22 protein-coding genes and 1 pseudogene are annotated in these 22,222 nt (G+C 58.0%); 10 read left to right on the top strand and 13 right to left on the bottom strand.

The genetic code is table 11. The features are described from left to right. Window positions 1-90 precede the first annotated feature (90 nt). The 6 genes from ACR0BA_RS04435 (at window position 91) to ACR0BA_RS04410 (ending at window position 5,410) form a co-directional block, all read left to right on the top strand. The gene (locus tag ACR0BA_RS04435; protein ID WP_480726622.1) at window positions 91-1,182 is read left to right on the top strand and encodes an isocitrate/isopropylmalate dehydrogenase family protein; all 1,092 of its coding nucleotides are present in this window, start codon (window positions 91-93) and stop codon (window positions 1,180-1,182) included. Then, window positions 1,179-2,210, top strand: coding sequence for a Gfo/Idh/MocA family protein (locus ACR0BA_RS04430; protein WP_480726620.1), 1,032 nt, complete (start codon window positions 1,179-1,181; stop codon window positions 2,208-2,210). The genes ACR0BA_RS04435 and ACR0BA_RS04430 overlap by 4 nt, the downstream gene beginning before the upstream one ends. Then, complete coding sequence (locus ACR0BA_RS04425; protein WP_170338904.1) at window positions 2,207-2,884, top strand: GntR family transcriptional regulator; 678 nt, start codon at window positions 2,207-2,209, stop codon at window positions 2,882-2,884. The genes ACR0BA_RS04430 and ACR0BA_RS04425 overlap by 4 nt, the downstream gene beginning before the upstream one ends. Before the next feature lie 114 nt (window positions 2,885-2,998). Next, a complete protein-coding gene (locus ACR0BA_RS04420) occupies window positions 2,999-3,853 on the top strand; it encodes a glycosyltransferase family 25 protein (RefSeq protein WP_480726619.1) in 855 nt (284 codons plus the stop codon). A gap of 133 nt (window positions 3,854-3,986) precedes the next feature. After that, complete coding sequence (locus tag ACR0BA_RS04415) at window positions 3,987-4,355, top strand: group I truncated hemoglobin (protein ID WP_170338900.1); 369 nt, start codon at window positions 3,987-3,989, stop codon at window positions 4,353-4,355. Next, window positions 4,352-5,410, top strand: coding sequence for an adenylate/guanylate cyclase domain-containing protein (locus ACR0BA_RS04410; protein ID WP_093961896.1), 1,059 nt, complete (start codon window positions 4,352-4,354; stop codon window positions 5,408-5,410). The genes ACR0BA_RS04415 and ACR0BA_RS04410 overlap by 4 nt, the downstream gene beginning before the upstream one ends. A gap of 3 nt (window positions 5,411-5,413) precedes the next feature. On the opposite strand, the gene ACR0BA_RS04405 is transcribed toward ACR0BA_RS04410, so the two are convergent. From ACR0BA_RS04405 to guaA, 11 genes are all read right to left on the bottom strand, one after another. Next, window positions 5,414-6,028 carry a TetR/AcrR family transcriptional regulator gene (locus tag ACR0BA_RS04405; RefSeq protein WP_093961897.1) on the bottom strand — a complete coding sequence of 205 codons (615 nt, stop codon included), beginning with the start codon at window positions 6,026-6,028 and terminating at the stop codon, window positions 5,414-5,416. 123 nt (window positions 6,029-6,151) lie between these two features. Beyond that, window positions 6,152-7,021 (bottom strand): polyphosphate kinase 2, encoded by an 870-nt coding sequence (gene ppk2, locus ACR0BA_RS04400; RefSeq protein ID WP_480726617.1) that lies wholly within the window; start codon window positions 7,019-7,021, stop codon window positions 6,152-6,154. 49 nt (window positions 7,022-7,070) lie between these two features. Further along, entirely contained in the window at window positions 7,071-8,000 is a 930-nt protein-coding gene (locus tag ACR0BA_RS04395; protein WP_480726615.1) for an alpha/beta fold hydrolase, read from the bottom strand. A 13-nt stretch (window positions 8,001-8,013) separates the two neighbouring features. Further along, the gene (metA, locus tag ACR0BA_RS04390) at window positions 8,014-8,931 is read right to left on the bottom strand and encodes a homoserine O-acetyltransferase MetA (RefSeq protein ID WP_480726614.1); all 918 of its coding nucleotides are present in this window, start codon (window positions 8,929-8,931) and stop codon (window positions 8,014-8,016) included. Window positions 8,932-8,968: 37 nt separating this feature from the next. Continuing rightward, a complete protein-coding gene (locus tag ACR0BA_RS04385; protein ID WP_170357629.1) occupies window positions 8,969-9,841 on the bottom strand; it encodes an ATPase in 873 nt (290 codons plus the stop codon). 49 nt (window positions 9,842-9,890) lie between these two features. Next, window positions 9,891-10,787 (bottom strand): DMT family transporter, encoded by an 897-nt coding sequence (locus tag ACR0BA_RS04380; RefSeq protein ID WP_480726612.1) that lies wholly within the window; start codon window positions 10,785-10,787, stop codon window positions 9,891-9,893. 130 nt (window positions 10,788-10,917) lie between these two features. After that, window positions 10,918-12,015 (bottom strand): OmpP1/FadL family transporter, encoded by a 1,098-nt coding sequence (locus tag ACR0BA_RS04375; protein ID WP_480726611.1) that lies wholly within the window; start codon window positions 12,013-12,015, stop codon window positions 10,918-10,920. 142 nt (window positions 12,016-12,157) lie between these two features. After that, complete coding sequence (locus tag ACR0BA_RS04370) at window positions 12,158-13,051, bottom strand: DMT family transporter (RefSeq protein ID WP_480727459.1); 894 nt, start codon at window positions 13,049-13,051, stop codon at window positions 12,158-12,160. Window positions 13,052-13,120: 69 nt separating this feature from the next. Further along, the gene (locus ACR0BA_RS04365) at window positions 13,121-14,134 is read right to left on the bottom strand and encodes an O-fucosyltransferase family protein (protein WP_480726610.1); all 1,014 of its coding nucleotides are present in this window, start codon (window positions 14,132-14,134) and stop codon (window positions 13,121-13,123) included. Next, window positions 14,131-14,907, bottom strand: coding sequence for a DUF268 domain-containing protein (locus ACR0BA_RS04360; RefSeq protein ID WP_480726609.1), 777 nt, complete (start codon window positions 14,905-14,907; stop codon window positions 14,131-14,133). Before ACR0BA_RS04360 ends, ACR0BA_RS04365 begins: the two co-directional genes overlap by 4 nt. Window positions 14,908-14,988: 81 nt before the next feature. Next, window positions 14,989-16,548 (bottom strand): glutamine-hydrolyzing GMP synthase, encoded by a 1,560-nt coding sequence (gene guaA / locus ACR0BA_RS04355; RefSeq protein WP_170339441.1) that lies wholly within the window; start codon window positions 16,546-16,548, stop codon window positions 14,989-14,991. Window positions 16,549-16,630: 82 nt separating this feature from the next. Between guaA and ACR0BA_RS04350 the strand changes: the two genes are divergently transcribed. Further along, a complete protein-coding gene (locus tag ACR0BA_RS04350; RefSeq protein ID WP_480726607.1) occupies window positions 16,631-17,068 on the top strand; it encodes a GNAT family N-acetyltransferase in 438 nt (145 codons plus the stop codon). A 140-nt stretch (window positions 17,069-17,208) separates the two neighbouring features. Then, window positions 17,209-18,753 (top strand): trimethylamine methyltransferase family protein, encoded by a 1,545-nt coding sequence (locus ACR0BA_RS04345; RefSeq protein ID WP_170357634.1) that lies wholly within the window; start codon window positions 17,209-17,211, stop codon window positions 18,751-18,753. Here ACR0BA_RS04345 and ACR0BA_RS04340 read toward each other — a convergent pair. Then, window positions 18,746-19,054 (bottom strand): DUF6477 family protein, encoded by a 309-nt coding sequence (locus ACR0BA_RS04340; protein ID WP_093961906.1) that lies wholly within the window; start codon window positions 19,052-19,054, stop codon window positions 18,746-18,748. The genes ACR0BA_RS04345 and ACR0BA_RS04340 overlap by 8 nt on opposite strands. A gap of 238 nt (window positions 19,055-19,292) precedes the next feature. Here ACR0BA_RS04340 and ACR0BA_RS04335 point away from each other — a divergent pair. Both ACR0BA_RS04335 and ACR0BA_RS04330 read left to right on the top strand, forming a co-directional pair. Next, a pseudogene (locus ACR0BA_RS04335) lies at window positions 19,293-20,395 on the top strand (DUF6456 domain-containing protein). A 60-nt stretch (window positions 20,396-20,455) separates the two neighbouring features. Beyond that, window positions 20,456-21,379, top strand: a complete 924-nt coding sequence (locus ACR0BA_RS04330; protein ID WP_480726605.1) for a LysR substrate-binding domain-containing protein — start codon at window positions 20,456-20,458, stop codon at window positions 21,377-21,379. A 48-nt stretch (window positions 21,380-21,427) separates the two neighbouring features. On the opposite strand, the gene ACR0BA_RS04325 is transcribed toward ACR0BA_RS04330, so the two are convergent. Beyond that, the gene (locus ACR0BA_RS04325; RefSeq protein ID WP_170357637.1) at window positions 21,428-21,976 is read right to left on the bottom strand and encodes a peroxiredoxin; all 549 of its coding nucleotides are present in this window, start codon (window positions 21,974-21,976) and stop codon (window positions 21,428-21,430) included. Window positions 21,977-22,222 lie beyond the last annotated feature (246 nt).

Raw genomic sequence — 22,222 nt, 5'->3', positions numbered from 1 at the left:
AATTGCGTATACGTTACACAATGCGTTGTCAACGACCGGAATTGATTTAAGGTCGAACGCAAGAACACAGGAAAAGGACGCAGGGCGCAGATGGCCGAGAAACTAGAGATTGCAGTGTTCCACGGGGACGGGATCGGCCCGGAAATCATGGCTCCGACGCTAAGCATCCTTGCGCAGCTGTCTGAGCAGACCGAGGACTATACACTTGAGTTTCGGGAGGTTCCGGCCGGGGCAGCCCACTATGCGCAAACCGGAGAATCATTTCCGAAAACGTCAATGGATGCGGCGCGGCAGGCGGATGCCATTCTACTGTCCGCAATGGGTTTGCCGGACGTTCGGTACCCGGATGGGACCGAGATTTCACCTCAGATCGACCTCCGTAAGGCGTTGGGGCTGTTTGCCGGTGTGCGCCCTGTGCGGGTGAGAGCTGGGCAAGCAACACCGTTGGCCCTGCCGCCCGGCAAGGAAATTGACTTTGTTCTGATCCGCGAAAGCACTGAGGGGTTGTTTCACACCCAGGGGTGCGGAGAAGTGACCGAGGACGAGGCGCGCGAGACGCTGCTGATCACCCGAGAGGTCTGCGAAAAGCTGTTTCGGTTTACCTTCCAGTTGGCGCATGACCGAAAGGCATCCGGGCAGGGTCGGGGTCGTGTCACCTGTGTGGACAAGGCCAACGTCTTCCGTGCCTTTGCATTCTTCCGGGATCTGTTCGATGCCGAGGCTGAGCGTCACCCGGATTTGGTTGCGGATCATGCCTATGTGGATGCAACGGCCTTGTGGATGGTTCAGAAGCCTTGGGAATTTGATGTTCTTGTCACGGAAAACATGTTCGGAGACATCCTGTCTGACCTTGGGGCCGGTCTGATGGGAGGGCTGGGGCTGGCGCCCTCGGCTGACATTGGTCTGGATCGTGCGGTGTTCCAGCCCTGTCACGGATCCGCCCCTGACATTGCCGGGGAAGGCATCGCCAATCCGTTTGCCATGTTCCAGTCGGCGGCGATGATGCTGGAATGGCTTGGGTTGCGGCATCAAAACCCCGCGTTGTCGCGCGATGGGCAACGGCTACACGCGGCAGTCGACAGCGTCGTATCCGAGGGCCGAATTCTGACCCGTGATCTTGGCGGAGAAGCCGACACGCTGGCCGCAGCGCGGGCGGTGGCGGACAGGGTGTTTTCGGCGTGAGCAGCCAGCAGTTCATTCGTGTCGCCTGTGTCGGCGCCGGCTATTTCAGCCAGTTCCACTATGGCAGCTGGCGCCGCATACCGCAGGTTCAACTGGTCGCCGCATGTGATCGCGATCTCGAGAAGGCGGCCGCCACTGGGTTGCCTGCCTATGATGATCTGCCGTCGATGCTGGCCCGGGAATCTCCCCAGCTGTTGGACATAATCCTGCCGCCTGAGGGTCATGCCGACGCAATTCGTGCCGCGCTGGACGCAGGTGTGAGTTGGATCCTGTGCCAAAAACCGTTTTGTCGATCTCTGGCAGAAGCAGAGGCTGTTCTGCAGGATGCTCGGGATGCCGGAGCCACCGTCGTTGTCCACGAGAATTTTCGCTTTCAGCCGTGGTATCGGGTGATGAAGGACGCCCTGACACGCGGGGATATCGGGACGCCGTTGCAGGCCACGTTCCGGCTGCGCCCGGGCGACGGGCAGGGGCCGCGCGCCTATCTTGATCGGCAACCCTATTTTCAGAAAATGCCGCGTTTTCTGATCCACGAAACGGCGGTGCATTGGGTCGATACGTTCCGGTTCTTGTTCGGCAAGCCAGTCTCGGTTTATGCGGATCTGCGGCGGATAAACCCGGTCATTGCCGGAGAGGACGCAGGCTATGTCATCTTTGAGTTCGAAAACGGCTTGAGGGCCGTATTCGATGGCAACCGGAACCTGGATCATGCCTCGGACAATCTGCGCCGCACCATGGGGGAGGCCTTGATCGAAGGCACTGGCGGAACACTGACGATGGATGGCTTTGGCGCCGTTGGGCTGCGGGAATTCGGCAGCCAGAGCAAAGAGCAGTTGCTTGCACCCGATAAATGGGAGGGCTTTGGTGGCGATTGCGTGCACGCATTGCAGCAGCATGTCATATCCGGTCTTCTAAATGGAACGCATTTGGAAAATACTGGCCCGGACTATCTGGACGTTATCCGCATTGAACAGGCGATCTACAGATCTGATGCGGAGGGCAGGAAAATCGTTTTGGAGGCCGAATGAAAAACGAGACCGGCAAGGCTCTCTCGAATACCCAGCGTGCGGTGCGGGACTTGCGGCGGATGATCCTGACCGGAGAGTTGGCCGCGGGCACCGACCATCTGGAAACCGAACTGGCCGAGCAGTTGGGGATGTCGCGCACGCCGGTTCGCGAAGCAGCGCTTATGCTGGAAAGCAAGGGCCTGTTGGAAATGCGGCCGCGCAAAGGGGTGCGGATCCTGCCGGTATCTCCGGATGACATGCGCGAGATCTATGACATTCTGACCGAGTTGGAGAGCCTTGCAGCCGAACGCGCGGCCGAGGCCGGATTTTCCGAACAAGACCTTCAGCCGTTGGCGGACTCGATTGCCCAAATGGATCGCGCCATCGGTGAGGAAGACCTGGAGGCGTGGGCCAAGGCCGACGACCTGTTCCACCGCGAGCTTGTCCGGTTGGGTGGCAACCGCCGAGTGGAAAGCATCGTGTCCATGATGAGCGACCAGGTCCGCAGGGCGCGGGCCTCGACCCTGTTCATCCGCCCGTTGCCGGTCAAGTCGAATGAGGATCACCGTGCGGTCTATACCGCAATCCGCGACGGCAAACCTGATGTGGCGCGCGACCGGCATCGTCAGCACCGGCTGCATGCCAAATCCGTCATCATCGACATTTTGGAAAAGCATCGGCTGAACAAGCTGTAGCCACGCAGTTCGCTCAGCCCGCTGGCCGTAGATCTGCCGGCGGTGCAATCTGGACTTCGGGTCCCAACTGGGGATATGGCCAATAAAGCGGCGCGCGATGCGAAAGGACTTCCGGTGCAGATAACCCAGCAGATGGCAGGCGACAGCGTCTACTACATCAATCTGGACCGTGTGCCCGAGCGCCGGGCGTTCATGGAGGCGCAGTTTCTGAAGGCGGGCCTTGTGGGTGCACATAGGATCAGCGCCACGGATGCCAGTCAGTCAGGCGCGTTGGAGCAAAACGGATATGTCGCGGGAACGGGAACGCGCTGGGGTCTGACGACCAGCGAAATCGCCTGTTTCGAAAGCCATAGATCGGTTTGGGAGCGGATCGCCGATCGGAACCTTCCAGCCGCTGTCGTCTTTGAGGATGATGTGGAAATGTCCTCTGACGCTGGCCGGGTGATCACCGAAGTGCTGAACCACCCGGAAGCCTATGATTGCGTCAAATTGGATTACTCGCCCCGGTCACTGCGTTTTGGGCCGGAGACCGGGATCGGAAATGTCCGCGTGCGCCCAATGTTGGAAATGGCGCCAAGTGCGGCGGCCTATGTTCTGTCACAGGCAGGCTGCCGCAAATTGTTGGCCTGGTCGCAGAGATATTCTGACCATCTCGATGATTTTCTGTCCTTGCCGCGCAGGGATTGGAACATGTTTCAGTGCTTTCCGGCTGTTGGTGTCCAGATGATCTGGTCGGGACGGCAGGAGCAGATCGACGAACCGGTCAAAAGCAGCGAACGAACCCAAAGCGCAGCCACAAACAGCGGATTGGACAAGGGCCCCACGTGGTTTCGGCTGCGGCGCGAGCTTCAGTCGGCCGGCCGAAAACTGAAATGGAAGCTGGGCGGTCAGGCGCGGCTTGTCCAGCGCGGCGGTATGGTGGACTTCATTCCCTGTGCCGACGATCTGATCGTGCGCCCTTGGTCCTGAAGTCTTTGTGCCAGTGGTAAAAAACCAAGCGGTTCCAACCATCGGCGCCAGTCGCAAAGTGCATAAACGTTAACAAAACTCTCGATTTGATATAACCTCACAGTGTTATTGCGCGATTTTTTGGGGTTTTGGTGTGGGTCAAACGATTTACGAGAAATACGGCGGGTTCAAAACCATCAGCCGGATCGTGATGACATTTTACGAAATGGCATTGGAATCGGATGAGATCGGAGGCTACTTCGAAGACATCGACATGCCACGGTTGATTGATCACCAAACCAAATTCGTTTCGTCTCTGGTGGGTGGTCCCGCGTCTTTCAGTGATGATCGGATCGAGGCCGTGCATCGGCACCTCAACATCAGCCACGATGATTTCGACGAGATGGCTACGCTGTTCGGCGAAGCCCTTTCAATTCATGGAATGACCGAAGATGACGTGCAGGTCGCGCTGGCTGCGATCGAAGGCAAAAGAGCGATCATCGTTGCCCGGGATGCGGCATGAGCATCCTGGCCATCAACGAGCATCTGCTGCGTGCCATCGGGGTCGGTGTAGCGGTACTGCGGGCCTCGGACCTGACCTTCGTGTTCCACAATGGTCCATTTGCCGAATGGTTCGGCAAACCCGAGCCCGGCCAGACACTATTGGATATATTGCCGGATCTCGACCAGCGCGAACTGGATGACGTCAAACAATCGGGCCTGCGATACTCGGCCGAGCTGCAGATGAAGCCCAAGCGCCGCACGCTGATCTTCGCGGTGACGATTTCCTTGGCCAACGGGATGGATGAGCAGGTTCTGGTTGTCGAATGTCAGAACATAACGAAAATTCGTGAGCTGGAAAGCATGATCGACAGCTATTCGACCATGGTCGAGCGCAACACCCGCGAGTTGGAAAGAGAAAAGGAACGGGTCGAACGGCTTTTGCTGAACCTGATGCCGCGTGCGGTTTATGAAGAGTTCAAAACCTTCGGCGTAGTAACGCCTCAGCTGTATGATCAGGTTTCCGTGGTCATGCTGGATTTCGTCGGCTTTACGGATTTTGCGGCAAAAACAGACCCTACGGTCACCCTCAGCGAGTTGAATGACATCTTCACCGCCTTCGACCGGATCGTCGAACAGTTCGGGTGTGAACGGATCAAGACGATCGGAGACGCTTATCTTGCGGTCTCAGGCATGCCCGACGCCACGCCCGACCATGCCACGGCGGTTGCGCATTGTGCGGTCCGATTTCTGCGGTATCTGGAACGGCGCAACGAAAGTCATCCGCACAAATGGCAGGCCAGGATCGGGCTTGGCATGGGGCCCGCCGTAGGGTCAGTGGTAGGGATCCAGAAATACGTCTATGACGTTTTCGGACCGGCCGTGAATATCGCATCGCGGTTGCAGGTCTTTGCAAACCCCATGAACATCGTTGCCCCGGAAGAGATGAAATATGCACTGATCGATGAATTCCAGGTCTCGGACTTGGGTCCGGTCGACATCAAGGGGATGGGCATGATGGATCTGATCAATGTCACCTCACGGCTGAACGCACCGCATGCCAGCCGGATGTTTTGACGATCATTCGTCGGGCGGAACCAGCCCCAACCCTCTGAGGTAAATGCCGATCCCGGATTCCAGCAGGTCTTCGGGCGGGAAGGGCGAACTGGCCCCCGCATTGCGGGCATAAAGCTCCACGACACCATGGCTCATCGCCCAGATATGCGCGCTGAACATAGACGCCGGTGGGCGCTTTTCCGGCGGGATGTGTTCTGAAAGATCGGCCGCAGCCATTTCCAGCACCTCCTTTGCCCGGTTGGCGGCCAGCGCCAGCTCGGGCGTCCGGTTGACCGAGATTCCGCTTTCGAACATCGAGATGTAGTGGCCGGGATGCTTGCGCGCAAACGCCAGATATGCGCGCCCGGTCGCTTCGAAAGCGGCCAGCGCCGAGGGCTGCCCCTTGTCGTAGGCATACTGCATGAGGTCCGCGAACATCTCGAACCCCTGACGGGCCGCCTCGGCGATCAGATCCTCGCGACCCTGATAGTGCCGGTAAACCGCGGCTGGGGTGACACCGGCCCGTTTCGCGGCCTCAGACAGGGTAAAGCCGGTCGGACCTTTTTCTTCGATCAGCGAGAGGGCGGCGTCGATCAGCGCCTGTTTCAGATTTCCATGGTGATAGCCGCGTTTGGTCATTCCGACGGCACCTGCCTGTGGTTGCGTGCTCTTTTACCAACCAGACATAATGCACGCGGCGCAGCAGGTCCAATCCCCGGGGCATGATCGGAGGGGCCACCGCTTGACCAAAGGCGCCCTAGACTACGCATCCCAGATTTCCGGTCCGCCACAAATCATCGGGTCGGGCTCTCCAACGGCTTCGGCGTCCTTTTCGTCATAGTCCAAGGTCGACAATACCGCCCGGATTGCCGCAAGCCGGGCGCGCTTCTTGTCGTCCGAACGGATGATCGTCCAAGGGCACAGATCGGAATGGGAGCGTGTCAGAGTTTCAGAAATCGACTGCGTGTATTCATCCCATTTGCCCAGACCGGCGATGTCTATAGGGCTCAGTTTCCATTGTTTCAGCGGGTCGTTCTCGCGCGCGAGAAACCGGCTGAGCTGTTCTGTGCGCCCGACGTTGAGCCAGAATTTGAACAGGTGAATGCCGTCATGAACAAGCCCGTTCTCCAGTGGCATGACCTGCCTGAAGAAGCGTTCCCGCTGGTCTGCGGTGCAAAATCCAAAGACGTTTTCGACGACCCCCCGGTTGTACCAGCTGCGATCGAAGAAAACGATCTCGCCAGCCGATGGCAGGTGCTGAATGTACCGCTGGAAGTACCATTGGCTGCGCTCGGCGTCGGAGGGCTTGCTGAGGGCGACATTGCGGGCGCCACGCGGGTTCAGGTTTTCCCGGAACCGCTTGATGGTACCGCCTTTGCCCGCTGCATCTCGACCCTCGAACACGATCGCGATGCGTTGTCCGGTTTCCTTGACCCTTGCCTGCATCTTGACCAGTTCGATCTGCAGGGCCTCCATCTGCTTGTCATAGTCCTTGCGCTTCATCCTCTCCTGATATGGGTAGCTGGGGTTCAGGATGTCGCCTTTTTCAGCGTCTTCGATGGCCTTTCGCACGCTCTCGGGAGCGTCGTTCCGAAAGTAGCTGTTGATTGCTCGGTCCGCTGCACGGGTCATGAGTTGCCTCGCCATAAAATCCAGTTTCTACTATGGATTACGGGCGGGGTTAACGCAAATCCGCTCGTTCCGCGGCGCGTTCGATCGCAGCAGCAACTTCTGGAGCGGCCACCACTTGAGGCATGTGACCCATACCTTCAAGTTCGATCAGCTCAGCGCCGGGGATTTGTTCGATCAACCGCTCGGAATGCCAGCCCAGCCCAACTGTGGTGTCTGCCGTACCATGCACAATTTCGGTGGGCACCGAAATCTCGGGGTAGCGCGGTTGCAGCTCGGCAACTTCGTTCAGGAGGTTGGCCCTTTGTTTTGCGTTGGCATGCATCGACGACCGGCGGAGCGTCAGGGGCGGGCCAAAGTGCTCGGCATAGCCTTCGGGTGCCGTCTGGGGGGCAAAGACCGTATCCAGGGCCTTGTTGACGTACCAGTCCGGAACGTAGGCGGTGATCAACGGCAGGACGAGAGCATTTCCCCAGGCGGTCGAGGTAATCCGGTTGAAGGAATCGAGCGGAGTTTCCCATGGCACCGCGGCCGGGGCGATCAGGACCAGAGCCGAGATGTTGTCAGGTCGCGTCACAGCCCAGGCCAGCGATACCGACCCGCCATAGCTTTGACCGGCTACGATGGGTTTGTCGGCCCCCAGCATCGCGGCAGCTTTCTGCAGGATTTCTGCCTGCTCAACGATGGTTTCGCCCTCCGCCGAGAAGCTCTGAGAATAGCCCAGCCCCGGCCGGTCGAATACAATGACCCGAAAGGACTTTGCCAGCAACGGCGCCAGAGCAAACGTCATGTCCCGGGTATTGCCGCTGGACCCGTGGATCAGGACGACATCCGGGCCTTCGCCCATGACGACGGCATGTACAGCAACGCCGTCGACATCCAATACCTGACCCTCTGGCGGAAACGCGGCCTCGGCCCGTGCCTCATGGCGTACGGCAAGCCAAGCCGTCAAAGCCCCAAAAAGGGCCGCAAACAGGCCCATGTATATCAACGACTTAATGACCAATTTTCGTCATGTCGAATGGAGTGGTCTGGTAGATCTCGTTGATCCAGTTCCCATACAGCAGGTGCGCATGGCTACGCCACCGGTTCTGAGGCGTGCGGGACGGGTCATCGTCGGGGTAATAGTTGATAGGCACATTGATCGGAGTGCCGTTGGCCACGTCCCGGTCGTATTCCTGTTTCAGCGTGTCACTGTCGTATTCGAAGTGATTGAAGATATACAGCGCCCGGTTCTGCCGATCTTCAACAAGACACGGACCGACCTCGTCGCTGCCCATAAGGGTCACAAGCCCTTCGGCAGCATCTATTTCATCCTGGCGGACTTCGGTCCAGCGACTGACCGGGATCACGCAGTCATCCGAGAAGCCTCGCAGGAAGGGTGAGGCGGGTGACAGGTTCCGATGCCGGAAACACCCAAAAGCCTTGGAGTCCAACATATGCTTTTTGACGCCATGAAAGTGATAGATCATCGCCATACCACCCCAGCACACGCCGAAGGTCGAATGCACATTGGTTCGGGTCCATTCGAAAACCTCGGTCAGTTCGTCCCAATAGGTGACGTCCTGAAACTCCAGATGCTCGATGGGGGCGCCGGTGATGATCAGGCCGTCAAATTTCTGGTCCTTCACGTCCTGAAAGGGGCGGTAGAACTCTTCCATGTGTTCGGCCGCGGTGTTTTTGGTCTGATGCTCGGTCATGCGGATCAGGGACAACTCGATCTGCAGAGGCGTCGCGCCGATCAATCGGGCAAACTGGTTTTCGGTCTGGATTTTCTTCGGCATCAGGTTCAGCAACCCGATCTTCAGGGGCCGGATGTCCTGCCGTGCGGCCTGATCCTCGGCCATGACCATGACGCCCTCTTTCGTCAGAACGTCAAAGGCCGGGAGGTCGGACGGAATCTTGATAGGCATGAGGCGGGTTTTTCCAGTTTCTTCTGAAGCGTTCTAGTTAGGACGCCGCGGCGCGGGTCTCAAGTGTGCTCTCGATCAACTCATCGAAATCACGCGCATCCCGCACCTTTCCGATTGCGTCGGCGGTAACAGTGACCCCCCAATTCTCAGCCATGGATTGGTATCTGGGCTGACGGTGGGCCAGGGCGCGGGCATAGGTCCAGCGGATGAAGTCGTCGGGATTGACCTCTGCCTCGGCGCAGCCGTGCTGATCAAGGTATTCCTGCCAGGTGCGCGTCAGGAAATCGGCCTGATAAGACATCGGTTTGGGGGCCTTGTCGAACCGTCGGATCAGTTCGGCGGTGTGGTCGTCGTCGCCCTTGATCCAGACCATCAGGGTCTGGCGGGAGAGTTCCGACAAGACGTGGTCGGAAGGATTGTCAGGGTCCACCCATTCGCAGATTGACCCGCCGGTGTCACAGATGAAATGCGGGTACCCGTACAGACGCTGAGCGCGGTCAATGAAATATTCGGTGTCCAGCAGAGCGTGGATTTCGGCCTGCCGGAACTGCTCTTGTCTACGCCGATATTCCGGCATCGCCAGCCCACCCAGCGCCGGGTTTCCGGGCTTGCCCAGATAGGCGGCGACCGGCGTCAGGTTTTCGAACGAAATGTTGGAACCGATATAGATCGAGTCAGAGAGCAGCAGATCCCGCAGAAAGGGAACCTTCATTGCCTCAGCCTTGGCGTTGTCGGTGATGTATTCACCCATGTAACGCGTGCCAATTCGATAATCGATCGAGTAGTGGAACCAGTCGCCCGAGTCGCGAAGGATGTTCGACACGTAAGTCTTGCCCAAGCCGGACATGCCGAAAAACAGCACCTTTTTGCGCGCCGCTTCGCGCCAGTCCTTTGCCGAACTGTAGATCATGTGCAACCGTCCCTTGTTTTGTCCTAGCTAAATCGGCCCGGCGATGGCGTCAATCTCGGCCGCGGGCTCGGCTTAGGATCAATAATCCCAATGCAAGGATTGCAAAGCCGATGAAGGCATTCGGGGCAAGGGTTTCGTGCCGGACATAGGCGCCTAGCAGAATGGCAACCGGAGGGATGATCAGGGTGACCAGCAGCAGGTTGCCGCTGCCGGCAGCGGCCAGAACCCTGTAGTACAGCAGGTAGGCCCCAGCCGTAGCGACGAGTGCGTAATAAGCTACGGCGAGCCAAGTTGTCATAGGCAGGTCGAACGATGGCACACCGTCGACGACCAGCATTACCGGCAGCATGACGATGGTTGACCCGCTCAGCATTCCCGCCGCCGCAACCTGCGGCGCCAGGCCTGACAAGCGCAAACGGGCCCAGACAGCCGCCAGCGCATAGGATAAGGTCCCCGCCAGAATGGCCAACTGAGCAGCGCTTTGCAGGCTGAACCCAAGGAAATTGTGCAATCCGATTGCGGTGGAAACTCCGCCAAAGCCAAGTGCAACGCCCACGGCTCGACGTTTGGTCAGTCGCTCGTCGGGAAAGAACGCAGCAGCAACCAGAACACCGAAGATTGCCGTGGCAGCGTTCAAGATCGAGGTCAGACCGGTGTCGACATACAATTGGCCCCAGGCCATCAGCGAGAAGGGCAATACGTTGTTCAACAGACCCATGACCAGAAAAGCGCCCCAAATACGCGGGTCCCTCGGTATCGTTTCTCGGCGGAGGAGAACGACGGCCCAAAGCGCAAGCGCGGCCCAGAAAACGCGATGAAACACGGCCGTCATCACAGGTATCGTGTCCAGTGCGACGCGGATCGCAAGGAAGGACGCGCCCCAGATCAGTCCAAGAAGAATGAGCTCGAACCAAGCAAGGGCGGAGAGGGATTTTTGTTGCGTCATGGCTATTTCTTGCATGTTTCTGTTTGCCTCACGCGGAATACTTGCATTCGGCAATTCGGTAAGCGACCCGGATCATGCGAAAAACCCCGCCACAAGGGCGGGGTTTTCCAATTCTGTATGAGCGTATCCCTTAGTTCAAGGCGTAGGTCACCTGAATACCAACGCTCCACGCGCTGTTTCCAGAGAAGTTCGCCCGCGCCGCGGGGCCAGCACCGTCAGCGGTTGCGTCGCCCAGATCGGTATAGCGAACGCCGCCCGAAATCTTGGCGCGTTCCATCGAGTAGGTGCCGCCAAGGCCAATGCTCCAGAACCCGTCGGTCGGACCCAGGTTGGAAACGGGCTCATTGGTTGCCGATTCATAGCCAAGGGTCACAGCGCCCGAGAATTGTTCAGAGAACTGGTAGCCAAGACCCAGCGAATAGGTCCAGGTCGGATCGTCATAGTCCACCAGCGCGCTGGTCGGCGGATAGTTTGGGGGATCGTAAACCGTTTGCGGCCAATCGACCCAGCGGATGGATCCAAACAACAGTGTTCGTGGAGCAACGCCGGTTTGAAAGTCCAAGTTGACCGATTGTGGAGTTTCTATTTCGCTAGAAGAGTTAACCGTTCCAACGAGCAAGCTCGACTCGCTTTGTGAGAGGTCATGCGAAATCTTCGAGTTGTAAGTCAGGGCAACGCGGGCAGCAATCTCCGGCTTTTCCCATGCAACACCAATCACGTAACCAAAGTCCGTTGCGGAGTCGGTGTTAACAACATAGTCAGCTGCCACCGGTACCGAAACACTTGCTTTTACACGTTGAACCCGTAATCCCCCGAGCGCACTAAAGCCGTTTCCAAACTTGTACCGCAGCAAGGCTGTAACGGCATCAGTATCAGCTTTTGCGCGCAGAACATCATTTGTCAGAGTTCCGGCCGATAGCGGATAGTTCGAAGCGTACGCGATGTCGGCGCCATAGGGCTCATCATAAATAAGCGCGAAATCCAACTTCTCATTTAGAGACGTCTTAAACCCCAGATGCGGCGAAAAGAAGTCTTTGGCAACATCACCGGAGTCGACTCCAAGCATCGTGCCGCTTACATCCGGGTCGGTGTAGCCCAGACGAAACTGGACAACTGAGCCCTCTTCAAAAATCAGGTTGATGCCCTGACCGCTTCGGTCAAGCCCGCCGGCATGAGCGGCGGTCGCCCCTGCACAGAGCACGCACGCCTGTAACAGCGCTTTCTTCATGTATTCCTCCCTTTTCACTATCCGGCGCCACAGTATTGTCTTGTGAGTGTCAGTGGCGGTGATTTCTGTGACCATTATTCACGGGGAGTTTAAAAAAACGTCAACCACTGACCATACGTTAGTTTCTGCCAGTGACCGAACGTCAGTTTTTGTGTGTGGTTTTTGCCAGAGTGCCCGATCCCGCGCGGCCTTCGGACCAGACATTCAGGAAGATGCCCGAGAAAATCACGACGGCGCCCAGCATGGTCCACTGATCCAGGGGTTCGTGATACAGCAGCATCCCAACAATGGCGATCGTCGGCAGGCGCGCGAAATCAAAGGGAATAACGACCGTGGCCGGAGCGATGGCAAGCGCGTTTGTAATGCAGAAATGGGCCAGCAGGCCGGCCAGCCCGACCAGCAACAACAGGGGCGCGCTTTGAGCGGTTGGCAGGACGATCTGCCCGTCCGCTCCGGCAACAGCAAGACCCATTGCGGCCTGCATCGTAGTCAGCCAGAAAACGATGCATCCGATGCTGGCGAACCCTGTCAGTTTCTTCGTCGAAATCGTTGTAAGCGCAAAGAAAACAGCCGAGGAGGCCGCTGCAAGAACACCGGGCGTGAGCGGTGTGGCTCCGGGTCGGGCGACGATCAATATGCCTGCGAAACCTATGATTGCCGACATGACCCGCGTGGGTGTCAGGCGTTCGCCCAGCAGAAGCGGAGACAGGAGTACGACCCATATCGGTTGCGTAAATTCCAACGCAAAAACCTGCGCCAGCGGGATGACGCTGACAGCGTAGAACCACAGGTTTTGGCCCGCAAAATGCAACGAGTTTCGAACCGCGTGCAGGCCCAGACGTTGTGTCGACACCTGGTACCATTTGCCGGTTGCCGTCAAAACTGCCGAAACGACGATGACGCCCACAATGCTGCGGTACATCATGATTTCAAACGTGTCGTGCGTCAGGCTAAGCTCGCGCCCGGCAACGGCCATTGACGAGAACGAAGCGATCGCCCCGGTCATCCACAGCGCGGTTTTCCAGCTATCAAAAATCGGTTCACCTTTTTTAGTTTGAGGGCCGCTCACACGTGAAAATTTGCAAAGACACTGTCTTCTTCTTTCTCATACCTCTATATCCAAATGTGTCCACCATTGCGCGTCTCCATCAACGTCGGGCTTGTTTTCATCTACTTGAATGACGGCGGATTGCGGGAGCGTGACCATCAAATTTAGCTGCTCTTCAGTGCCCTTCCACTCGCCGACGCGTGGATAGATGCCCGAGATATCATCATAGACTGTCAAGTTCTTTAGTGTGGAAAACTTGGAGTAGGCATAGCCGCTGGGCCCAAAAACGTAAATGGATTCAGACACTTTACTCAAGAGGCAGATTCCAAGGCCGAACGTCCCATACCCAAAGACCAAATTCGGAGCGGATAATAAAACTGCGACATCTTCAAGCAAAGTGCCACATTGAATCTTCAGTGAAAGACCTAAGTGCTTTATGTATTCTTCCAGTGCCTGAATACACGGGTTTTTGCGATCTTCAAAAACGAGTTGAACTTGGGTTATTCCTAATTTTTTTTGCGCGTCTTCGATGGCTTTTTTGTAGAATGACAAGGGAGGTTGGGGATATCCGGGATGCGGATTTAGATCAAACACATCTCCTGAACGAATGTGTATCGTTAGACAGTTCCGTGCTTCGGGTAGAGTAGGGGCACAGTTTAAGTACGGAACGACGTACTTTTGAATGACCCTACGCCTTGTTTCCATCGTGCATCCAAGACGTTCGAGCCTAGTTTCGCGGAAAAATCCACTCGTCAAAAAGCCACCATAGCCCTTTATTCCGTGTCCTGCGGGCAAGAGCGTCAATCCGTTTATTTTTGCCGGTCCAGGTAGTTTCAAAATCTGCGTATCGGGCAGTCGTAAATAGTTTAACCCGAGAGCGCGGGCCAGAAGGATCGCGTTTGAAATCTGAAGCAAGTTGTTTCCCATACGACCGTATGGCTGGACGCTCAATCCCACGATTTTGCCCGCTTCGGATGGAAAAGGCTTGCCAAAGAATAACCCCAAATCACTTACGGTTTGTTCACGCCATCTAAGTGATTCAAAAAGTTTTGACCTGGGAATTCTTTTCATTTTTTTCTCGTGGGAAGACAGTTAACGCTCTTTTGGAGTGTGTATATGCCACATCCGAATCTAAAGCGGCCTATCGTTTCTTTGATGGTCCCGTTTGTGTGCAAGTCACCTTTGTCGTCTACGTAATCAAAGCGTTTCAGCTTCATTTCATTCTTAATTGCCGGATGTTCCAGAATATATCTGGGATCCATGACGCGATGAGCATTGAAATGAACTTCATTACCTTTTCCAATCGGAACGCTAATGTACAGGGTTCCGCCGGGTTTGAGCATTTTCACAAGATTGCTAATGCCCTTTACGTGGCCATCTACGGCTATGGGATCGCCATAGCGTCCAAGGCCGAAGTGTTCAATTGCATGCAGGCATGAAATGGAGTCGGCTAACTCTACTTCAGCTTCACTCATCAGATCCATTTGCAAAAACCTGATGTTGTTGTGCGCTGTGGGAGGCAATGGGCGAATGTCGATGACTTCAATCTCTCTAAAAGAAGCTACGTGGGCGACAAAACCGTCAATTCGAGACCCTACGTCAACGTGCCGTGTTGGCCTGCTAGCATGGATCAGCGAAGCTACCAGCAAATCTTGATGAAAGTAGTGCCCGTTTGCCTGGCCCGCGCTTTCCAAGAAGTCAGTAATAATTGGGAAAGAATGTGTTATTTCTCCCCCTTGTCTCAGCCAGGTGGCGCGATCGCGGTGGAAACGCTTTATTGCTTGTCTATGCGCTCCAAAAGCCCACGAACGTAGTCTCTTGTAGGCCCTGCTCGCGTTTCCCATTTCTTTGCCTCAGTGCTTCAATGCTATTACCAAAGTCTTAACGATGGTTCGCGCAAATTGGAATAATCATGGCAAACAGGTTTATTCCCACTCGATCGTGCCCGGAGGCTTGGAGGTGATGTCATAGGTGCAACGGTTGATGCCCTTGACCTCGTTGATGATCCGGGTGGCGGTTTCGCCCAGGAATTCGTGGGTGAACGGGTAGTAATCGGCCGTCATTCCATCAACCGAGGTCACCGCCCGCAAGGCGCAGGCATAGTCATAGGTGCGCCCGTCGCCCATCACGCCGACTGTGCGCACCGGAAGGATCGCGACGAAGGCCTGCCAGATCTCGTCATACAGGCCGTGCTTGCGGATCTGGTCGATATAGATCGCGTCGGCCTCGCGCAGGATTTCCAGCTTTTCGCGGGTGATCTCGCCCGGGCAGCGGATGGCCAGACCCGGTCCGGGGAAGGGGTGGCGGCCGATAAAGCTGGGCGGCAGGCCCAGTTCACGGCCCAGCGCACGCACCTCGTCCTTGAACAGTTCGCGCAGCGGCTCGACCAGTTTCAGGCCCATCTTCTCGGGCAGGCCGCCGACGTTGTGATGCGATTTGATCGTGACTGACGGGCCGCCGGAAAACGACACCGATTCAATGACATCGGGGTAGAGCGTGCCTTGGGCCAGGAACTCGGCGCCCTCAATCGTGTCGGCGTGTTTCTGGAACACGTCGATGAACAGCTTGCCGATGATCTTGCGCTTGGTCTCGGGGTCCGAGACGCCCTCTAGCTCGCCCAAGAACAGCTCGCTTTCATCTGCGTGGATCAGTTGGATGTTGTAGTTGTCGCGGAACATCGAGACGACTTCCTGCGCCTCGTTCTTGCGCAGCAGGCCGTGATCGACGAAGACGCAGGTCAGCTGGTCGCCGATCGCCTCGTGGATCAGGATCGCCGCGACCGAGCTGTCGACGCCGCCCGACAGACCGCAGATCACCTTCTTGTCGCCGACCTGTTCGCGGATCTTGCGGATCATCTCGTCGCGATAGGCGCCCATGGTCCAGTCGCCCTTGAACCCGGCCAGTTTCACGAAATTCTCGTACAGTTTTGCGCCCTTGGGGGTGTGGTGCACCTCGGGGTGGAACTGCACGGCATAGAAATGACGGCTGGTATCGGCGGTGATCGCGAAAGGCGCGTTGGGCGAGGTGCCGAACACCTCGAACCCCGGTGCGATTTGGCTCACATGATCACCGTGGCTCATCCAGACCTGTTCGTCGCCATCGGTGAACCAGCCCTCGAGCAGGTCGAGCTTGCCGCGCGGCGTCACGAAAGCCCGCCCGAACTCGGCGGTGCCGTGGCCGCTTTCGACCTTGCCGCCCAGCTGGTGCATCATGACCTGCTGGCCATAGCAGATGCCCAGGATCGGAACGCCATACTCGAATATCTCTTGCGGGACGCGCGGTGATCCCTCGCGGGTCACGCTGTCCGGCCCGCCGGAAAAGATGATGGCGCGCGGGGCCATGTCCCGCACGAAATCCATCGTGACGTTCTGGTAGGGGTGGATTTCGCAATAGACGTTCAACTCGCGCAGGCGGCGGGCGATCAGCTGCGTTACCTGGCTGCCGAAGTCGATGATCAGAAGGCGGTCATGGGATGTCTCGGTCATACCCGGCCTTTAGGTCGGAAGCCTTGCATGTGCAAGCGCCTTGACGTCATTTGGCGGGAAAGAGTGACGCGGAGCGCATTGAATGACCGGAATTTCGCTCAGAAGGGCTGTGGCAACCGATGCGGAGCCCATCCGCCGATGTATCGAAGCGGCCTATGCCGCAGCGCGCCAGTCCATTCCCGACCTGCCGGATGTGACCGAGGGGGTCGAGGAGGACATTCGCGACCGGAACGTCGTTGTGGCCGTGGATGAAACATCCCTGCAGGGTGTCGTGGTTTTTGGTTTCGAAAGAGAAACCGCGATGATCTTCAATCTGGCCGTTTCACCGGATGCGCAAGGGCGGGGCATTGCTCGTCGGCTGCTCGATTTCGTCGCGACAGAGGCTCGCGAAAACGGAGTTCGGAACATGCGCCTGACAACCCACCGCCTGATGACGGGCACCCGCGCGATGTACCGCCATCTTGGGTGGCAGGAGATCGAGCACGAGGGGAACAAGGTTTATTTCAGCAAGCCAACCTGACGCCCCGTAAGGCCTGTTGCTGGTGCTGGACAGCGCGGAATATGTCGCTTTTCCCCCTATTGCGCCGGAATCCACATCTGGTGAAGTCGCGGCATCTTGTAACAAGCAATCCAATCTAAACTTTCACACGGGATCATCTCATGACAGAGGCAAGCACCCGACGCAGAGCGCGTGGTGGCGGAGGCGCCGCCCGCCGGGCCGAGCGTACCGCGGTTCGGATCGAAACGGCGAAGTATATCGAACGCAACATTCCGAACTTCGAGATCCTCAATGACGAAGCGTTGGAGATCATCGAGGCCAATGCGGAAACCGTGCTGGAGGAGGTCGGCGTCAATTTCGTCGACAACCCTGCGGCGCTGGAACGATGGCGCGATGCCGGGGCCGACATCGATGGTGAGCGCGTTCGCATTCCGCGAGGTCTGGCCCGCGAACTGATCAAGACCGCGCCCAAGGAATTCACGCAGCACGCGCGCAACCCCGAAAAATCGGTGGTAATCGGCGGGCGCAACCTTGTGCTGGCGCCGGTCTACGGACCGCCTTTCGTGCGGGACGCACAGGGTGGCCGCCGCTATGCCACGATGGACGATTTCAACAAGTTCGTGAAACTGGCCTACATGTCCAAGTGGCTGCACCACTCGGGCGGCACGGTCTGCGAACCGACGGACGTTCCGGTGAACAAGCGGCACCTCGACATGCTGATGGCGCATATGACGCTGTCGGACAAACCCTTCATGGGGTCGGTAACCGATCCCAGCCGGGCGCAGGATTCGGTCGAGATGTGCGAGATCCTGTTCGGCAAGGAGTTCGTGCAGGAAAACACCGTGATGACCTCGCTCACCAACATCAACTCGCCGATGACGTTCGACGACGTGATGATGGGGTCGCTGGAAGTCTATGCGCGCAACAATCAGGCCTGCATCATCTCGCCCTTCATCGTGGGCGGCGCGATGGCCCCGGTTTCGGTTGCTGGTACTCTGACGCAGGTGCTGGCCGAGGTGCTGGCCGGCATCGCCTACAGCCAGATCATCCGCCCGGGTGCACCGGCCATTTTTGGCGCATTCGTGTCGTCGATCGACATGAACTCTGGTGCACCGACTTTCGGCACGCCCGAAGCCGCGCACATCACCTATGGCGCCGGTCAGTTGGCGCGCCGTTTGGGTGTTCCATACCGCTCGGCCGGGTCGTTCTGCGGGTCCAAGCTTCCGGACGCGCAGGCGGCTTACGAGACTGCGAATTCGCTGAACATGGGTCTGCTGTCAGGCGTCAACTTCATGTTGCATGCATGTGGCTGGCTCGAAGGCGGTCTGGTTGCGGACTTCGAAAAATTCGTCATGGATGCCGATCAGTTGGGAGCGCTTCATGCGTTGGCCAAAGGGGTGGCCTATGATGAAAACGCGCAGGCCATGGACGCGATTCGTGAGGTGGGGCCGGGTGGTCACTATCTTGGTTGTGCGCACACCCAGGCCAATTTCCAAAGCGCCTTCTGGAAGACCGACCTGCTGGACTACAAACCCTTTGAAACATGGGAAGAAGAGGGTGCGCGGGACACGCGCATGCTGGCCTCGGCCCGGGTCGAGCATCTGCTGGCCAACTACCAGCAACCGCAACTCGACCCGGAAAAACTGGCGGCGCTAACCGCCTATGTCGAGGAAAAGAAAGCGTCCATGCCCGACGCCTTCACTTGACGACATGAAGTTCCGGGGCGCGGCTGGCTTGATGCAGTCGCGCCTCACCAATCAAAGCGATCAGTAGGTCCAGGTGGCGAACCAGCGAATACGCGGCGTCGCCCGAGCGTCGTTGGTCGTCGACGCTCCGCTCCATCTCCAACAGTCGCATCAAGGCCGCTCCGGTTCCCGGTAGCGCGCCATAGCCAAACAGGCGCTGCAAGTGGCGGTCACGGTCGTATTCCTGTGCTCCGACCTTGGCTGCCCGAGACAGCAGCCGCGGGCGGCGGAGGGCGGTGATCATAGTCATCAGGTCCTGCATTTCGGCGTTCCTCTGTTCAATTTTGCCTGCAGCAATTTTGCACAACCCAAGCGGGTGTTGCCGTGATCGGGCTCGCGCCGAACGATGGTTTCACGACTGTTTATCTTTTTGAATCAATTCTGGTCAGAGCCGTTGGAGGTTAACGAACGAGTAACGAAAGCAACTCTAGGTAGATTTGGTTAACACTTTATCCGACGGCGGACAGTGGCAGTTTGATTGTCGACGAGGGCGAATAACGATGGAAAACAGCACCGCATTCACCGTTCCAGCTTGGGTTCCCGAAGGGGCACAGCGATACCTGGCCCATACCGAGGCGGGACGGTCGATCCGGGATCTGGCGCGGTCGGCAGGGTGTCACGCGTCAACCATTCTGCGACAGATTCGAAGGATCGAAATGCGCCGCGACGATCCCTTGGTGGATGCAGCATTGCAGTCGCTGGCTGAAACACACTTTCCAGGTGCGGGGAATGAAGCGGCCTCTGGTCCCTTGTTCGGCGTCGGCGATGATCCTCATCGCATTCCCAATGCCGAAGACCAGGCGTTCGAGCGCGAGGCTTTGCGGGTGCTGCGGCGCCTTTGCGAAACGGGTGCGGTTCTGGCCGTGGCCGAGGACATGGAAAAAGCGGTCGTTGTCCGCGACAGCGGCGAGGGCGGTACAACTCGGACCGCCGTTGTTGATTGCAAGCCCGCTCAGGCTTTGGCTCTGAAGGACTGGATCGTTTGTGACAATCCTGGGCGTGTGTCGCGTTACCGGATCACGCAAACGGGCCGGACCGCATTAAGCCAGTTGATTGCCGATGCCGAAAACCGCGCGCGGACACAGACTGAATATGGCATGGCCGAGGCACCGGCGAAGTTCAAAACGCGCAGTCAAGCCGACGAGAAGCGTCCACGGCGCATCCGTTATTGCGCAGCGGAGAGCCCCTGATTGCCTTGTCGCGCCGGCGCGACCGGGATGGAAAGCCGTTTCTGGACGAAAGCCTGGTGCGCGCCGGAGAGCGACTTCGCGAGGATTTCGAGCTGGCCCAGATCGGACCGCGGGTCACGCAGAACTGGGACCGGTTCCTTACCGCTGGCGGTCGTGCGGGTTTCGAAGGCGACGCGCAGGTTGCGCGCGGGTCGTCCGAGGCGCGTGATCGCGTGGCTCGGGCTTTGTCGGATCTGGGTCCGGGGCTGAGCGACGTTGCGCTGCGGTGTTGTTGCTATCTGGAAGGCCTGGAACTGGCCGAGAAACGGATGGGCTGGTCAGCACGTTCTGGGAAGATCGTGCTGCGCATTGCGTTGCAGCGCCTCAAGCGCCATTACGAGAAGCAAGCAGAGGGTGACAGATTGATCGGTTGATCCACCTTGAATCCGATTGGCCGGAGTTGCGGAAAACGCAGCAGGTGATAATCAGGGGTTATGAATTTTACCCTCAGACAGCTGCAATACTTCCGCGCCGTGGCCGAGCAGCGCAACTTTGGCCGGGCCGCTCAGGTGTGTCATGTGTCTCAACCGGCACTATCGGTGCAGATCCGGGCTTTGGAAGACATCATGGGCGGGCCGCTATTTGAAAGGCGCGCCCGAGATGTTCTGCTGACACCGTTGGGGCGCGACGCGCTTGAGCACGCACGGCGCATTTTGGGCGCGGCCGAACGGTTGGATCGGTTTGCGCGTGACAACTCCACCGGGCATAGCAGTCTGTCGGTCGGCTTGATCCCGACGGTCGCACCGTATCTGCTGCCGGGTGTCTTGGCTGGTCTGCGGTCGGCGGATGTGTCCCTGCGCGTACAGGTACGCGAGGCACGCACCGAGCGGTTGCTGTCGATGCTGAAAGCGGGCGAGATCGACGCCGCCGTGCTGGCCCTGCCGGTGGGCGCGCGCGGCCTGGACGAGGTACCTCTGTTTGAGGATCGTTTTCTGCTGGCTGGCAGCGAGACGCGCCTGAACAGCCTGACCGTCAGCCCCGACGCTCTGCGCCCGATCGACCTGAACGCGGCCCAACTGATGCTGCTGGAAGACGGGCACTGCCTGACGGATCAGGCACTTGAGGTGTGCGGGCAGGACCGGACCAGCGCCCATATCAACATGGGCGCGTCGTCTTTGGCCACGCTGTCGCGGTTGGTGGCGGAGGGGTTCGGCCTGACCTTGATTCCGGAATTGGCGGCGCGTTCCGAGGCCGATGCCGTGCCGGGGCTGAAACTGCTGCGGTTCGGCGCCCCGGAGCCCGCGCGGCAGATCGGCCTTGTGCGGCGCGATTCGTCGGATGGGGCGGTGTGGTTCGATCAACTGGCCCAGGTGATCCGGCAGGTCGGCGAAAACATCGTGTCGGAAACCCGGAACTGAAAAGGGCCCGCACTCGGCGAGCCCTTCGAATGGAGGCTGGGAGACGGCTCAGGCCATTTCGGGCTGTTGCGCTTCTTCCAGGTGCTTCATCAGGTTTTCGGGCGACGAAACGCCATAGGGGTCCTCGGGGCAGTTGTCCATCAGGCCGGGCTCTTCGAACCACGCCTCGACCACACCGTCGTTGATGATGGCTGCATAGCGCCACGAGCGCATACCAAATCCCAGATTGGACTTGTCGACCAGCATACCCATCTTGCGAGTGAACTCACCCGACCCGTCGGGGATGACCTTGACGTTCTTCAGCCCTTGATCCTGCGCCCATTTGTTCATGACAAAGCTGTCATTGACCGACATGCAGTAGATCTCGTCGACGCCCTTGGCCTTGAACGCCTCGTAGTTGTCCTCGAACCCCGGCAGTTGGTAGGTCGAGCAGGTGGGTGTGAATGCACCGGGCAGCGAGAACAGGATGACCCGCTTGCCTGCGAAGTAGTCGGTCGTGGTCTTGTCTTCCCAGCGGAACGGGTTGGGCCCTTCGATCGAGTCGTCGCGCACGCGGGTGTGGAATGTCACGTCGGGCAGCTTGGCGCCGGTTTTCATGGGGCATCTCCTGTTATTCACATTTGTTCGGCCCGTGGGTTAAAACGATTCCAAACCGGCTTCAACACGGGATGTGCTGCGTTTGCGAATATCCTCTTATCTATCGAAATCATGTAGAAATTTGCGTTGATCTCCTAGAAGATCGCCCTCCTATTTTGCATCTGCGAAACGCTGACGCATGGCTGCTATGCACGGCTGGCGTAATACATCCGACCGGTTTATGTTATGCACCAACCAAATTGACCC

It is taken from the genome of Ruegeria sp. CI5 (assembly GCF_056536885.1).
Note: the sequence above shows the minus strand (reverse complement) of the source record. Positions and strands in the feature narration are given on the sequence as shown.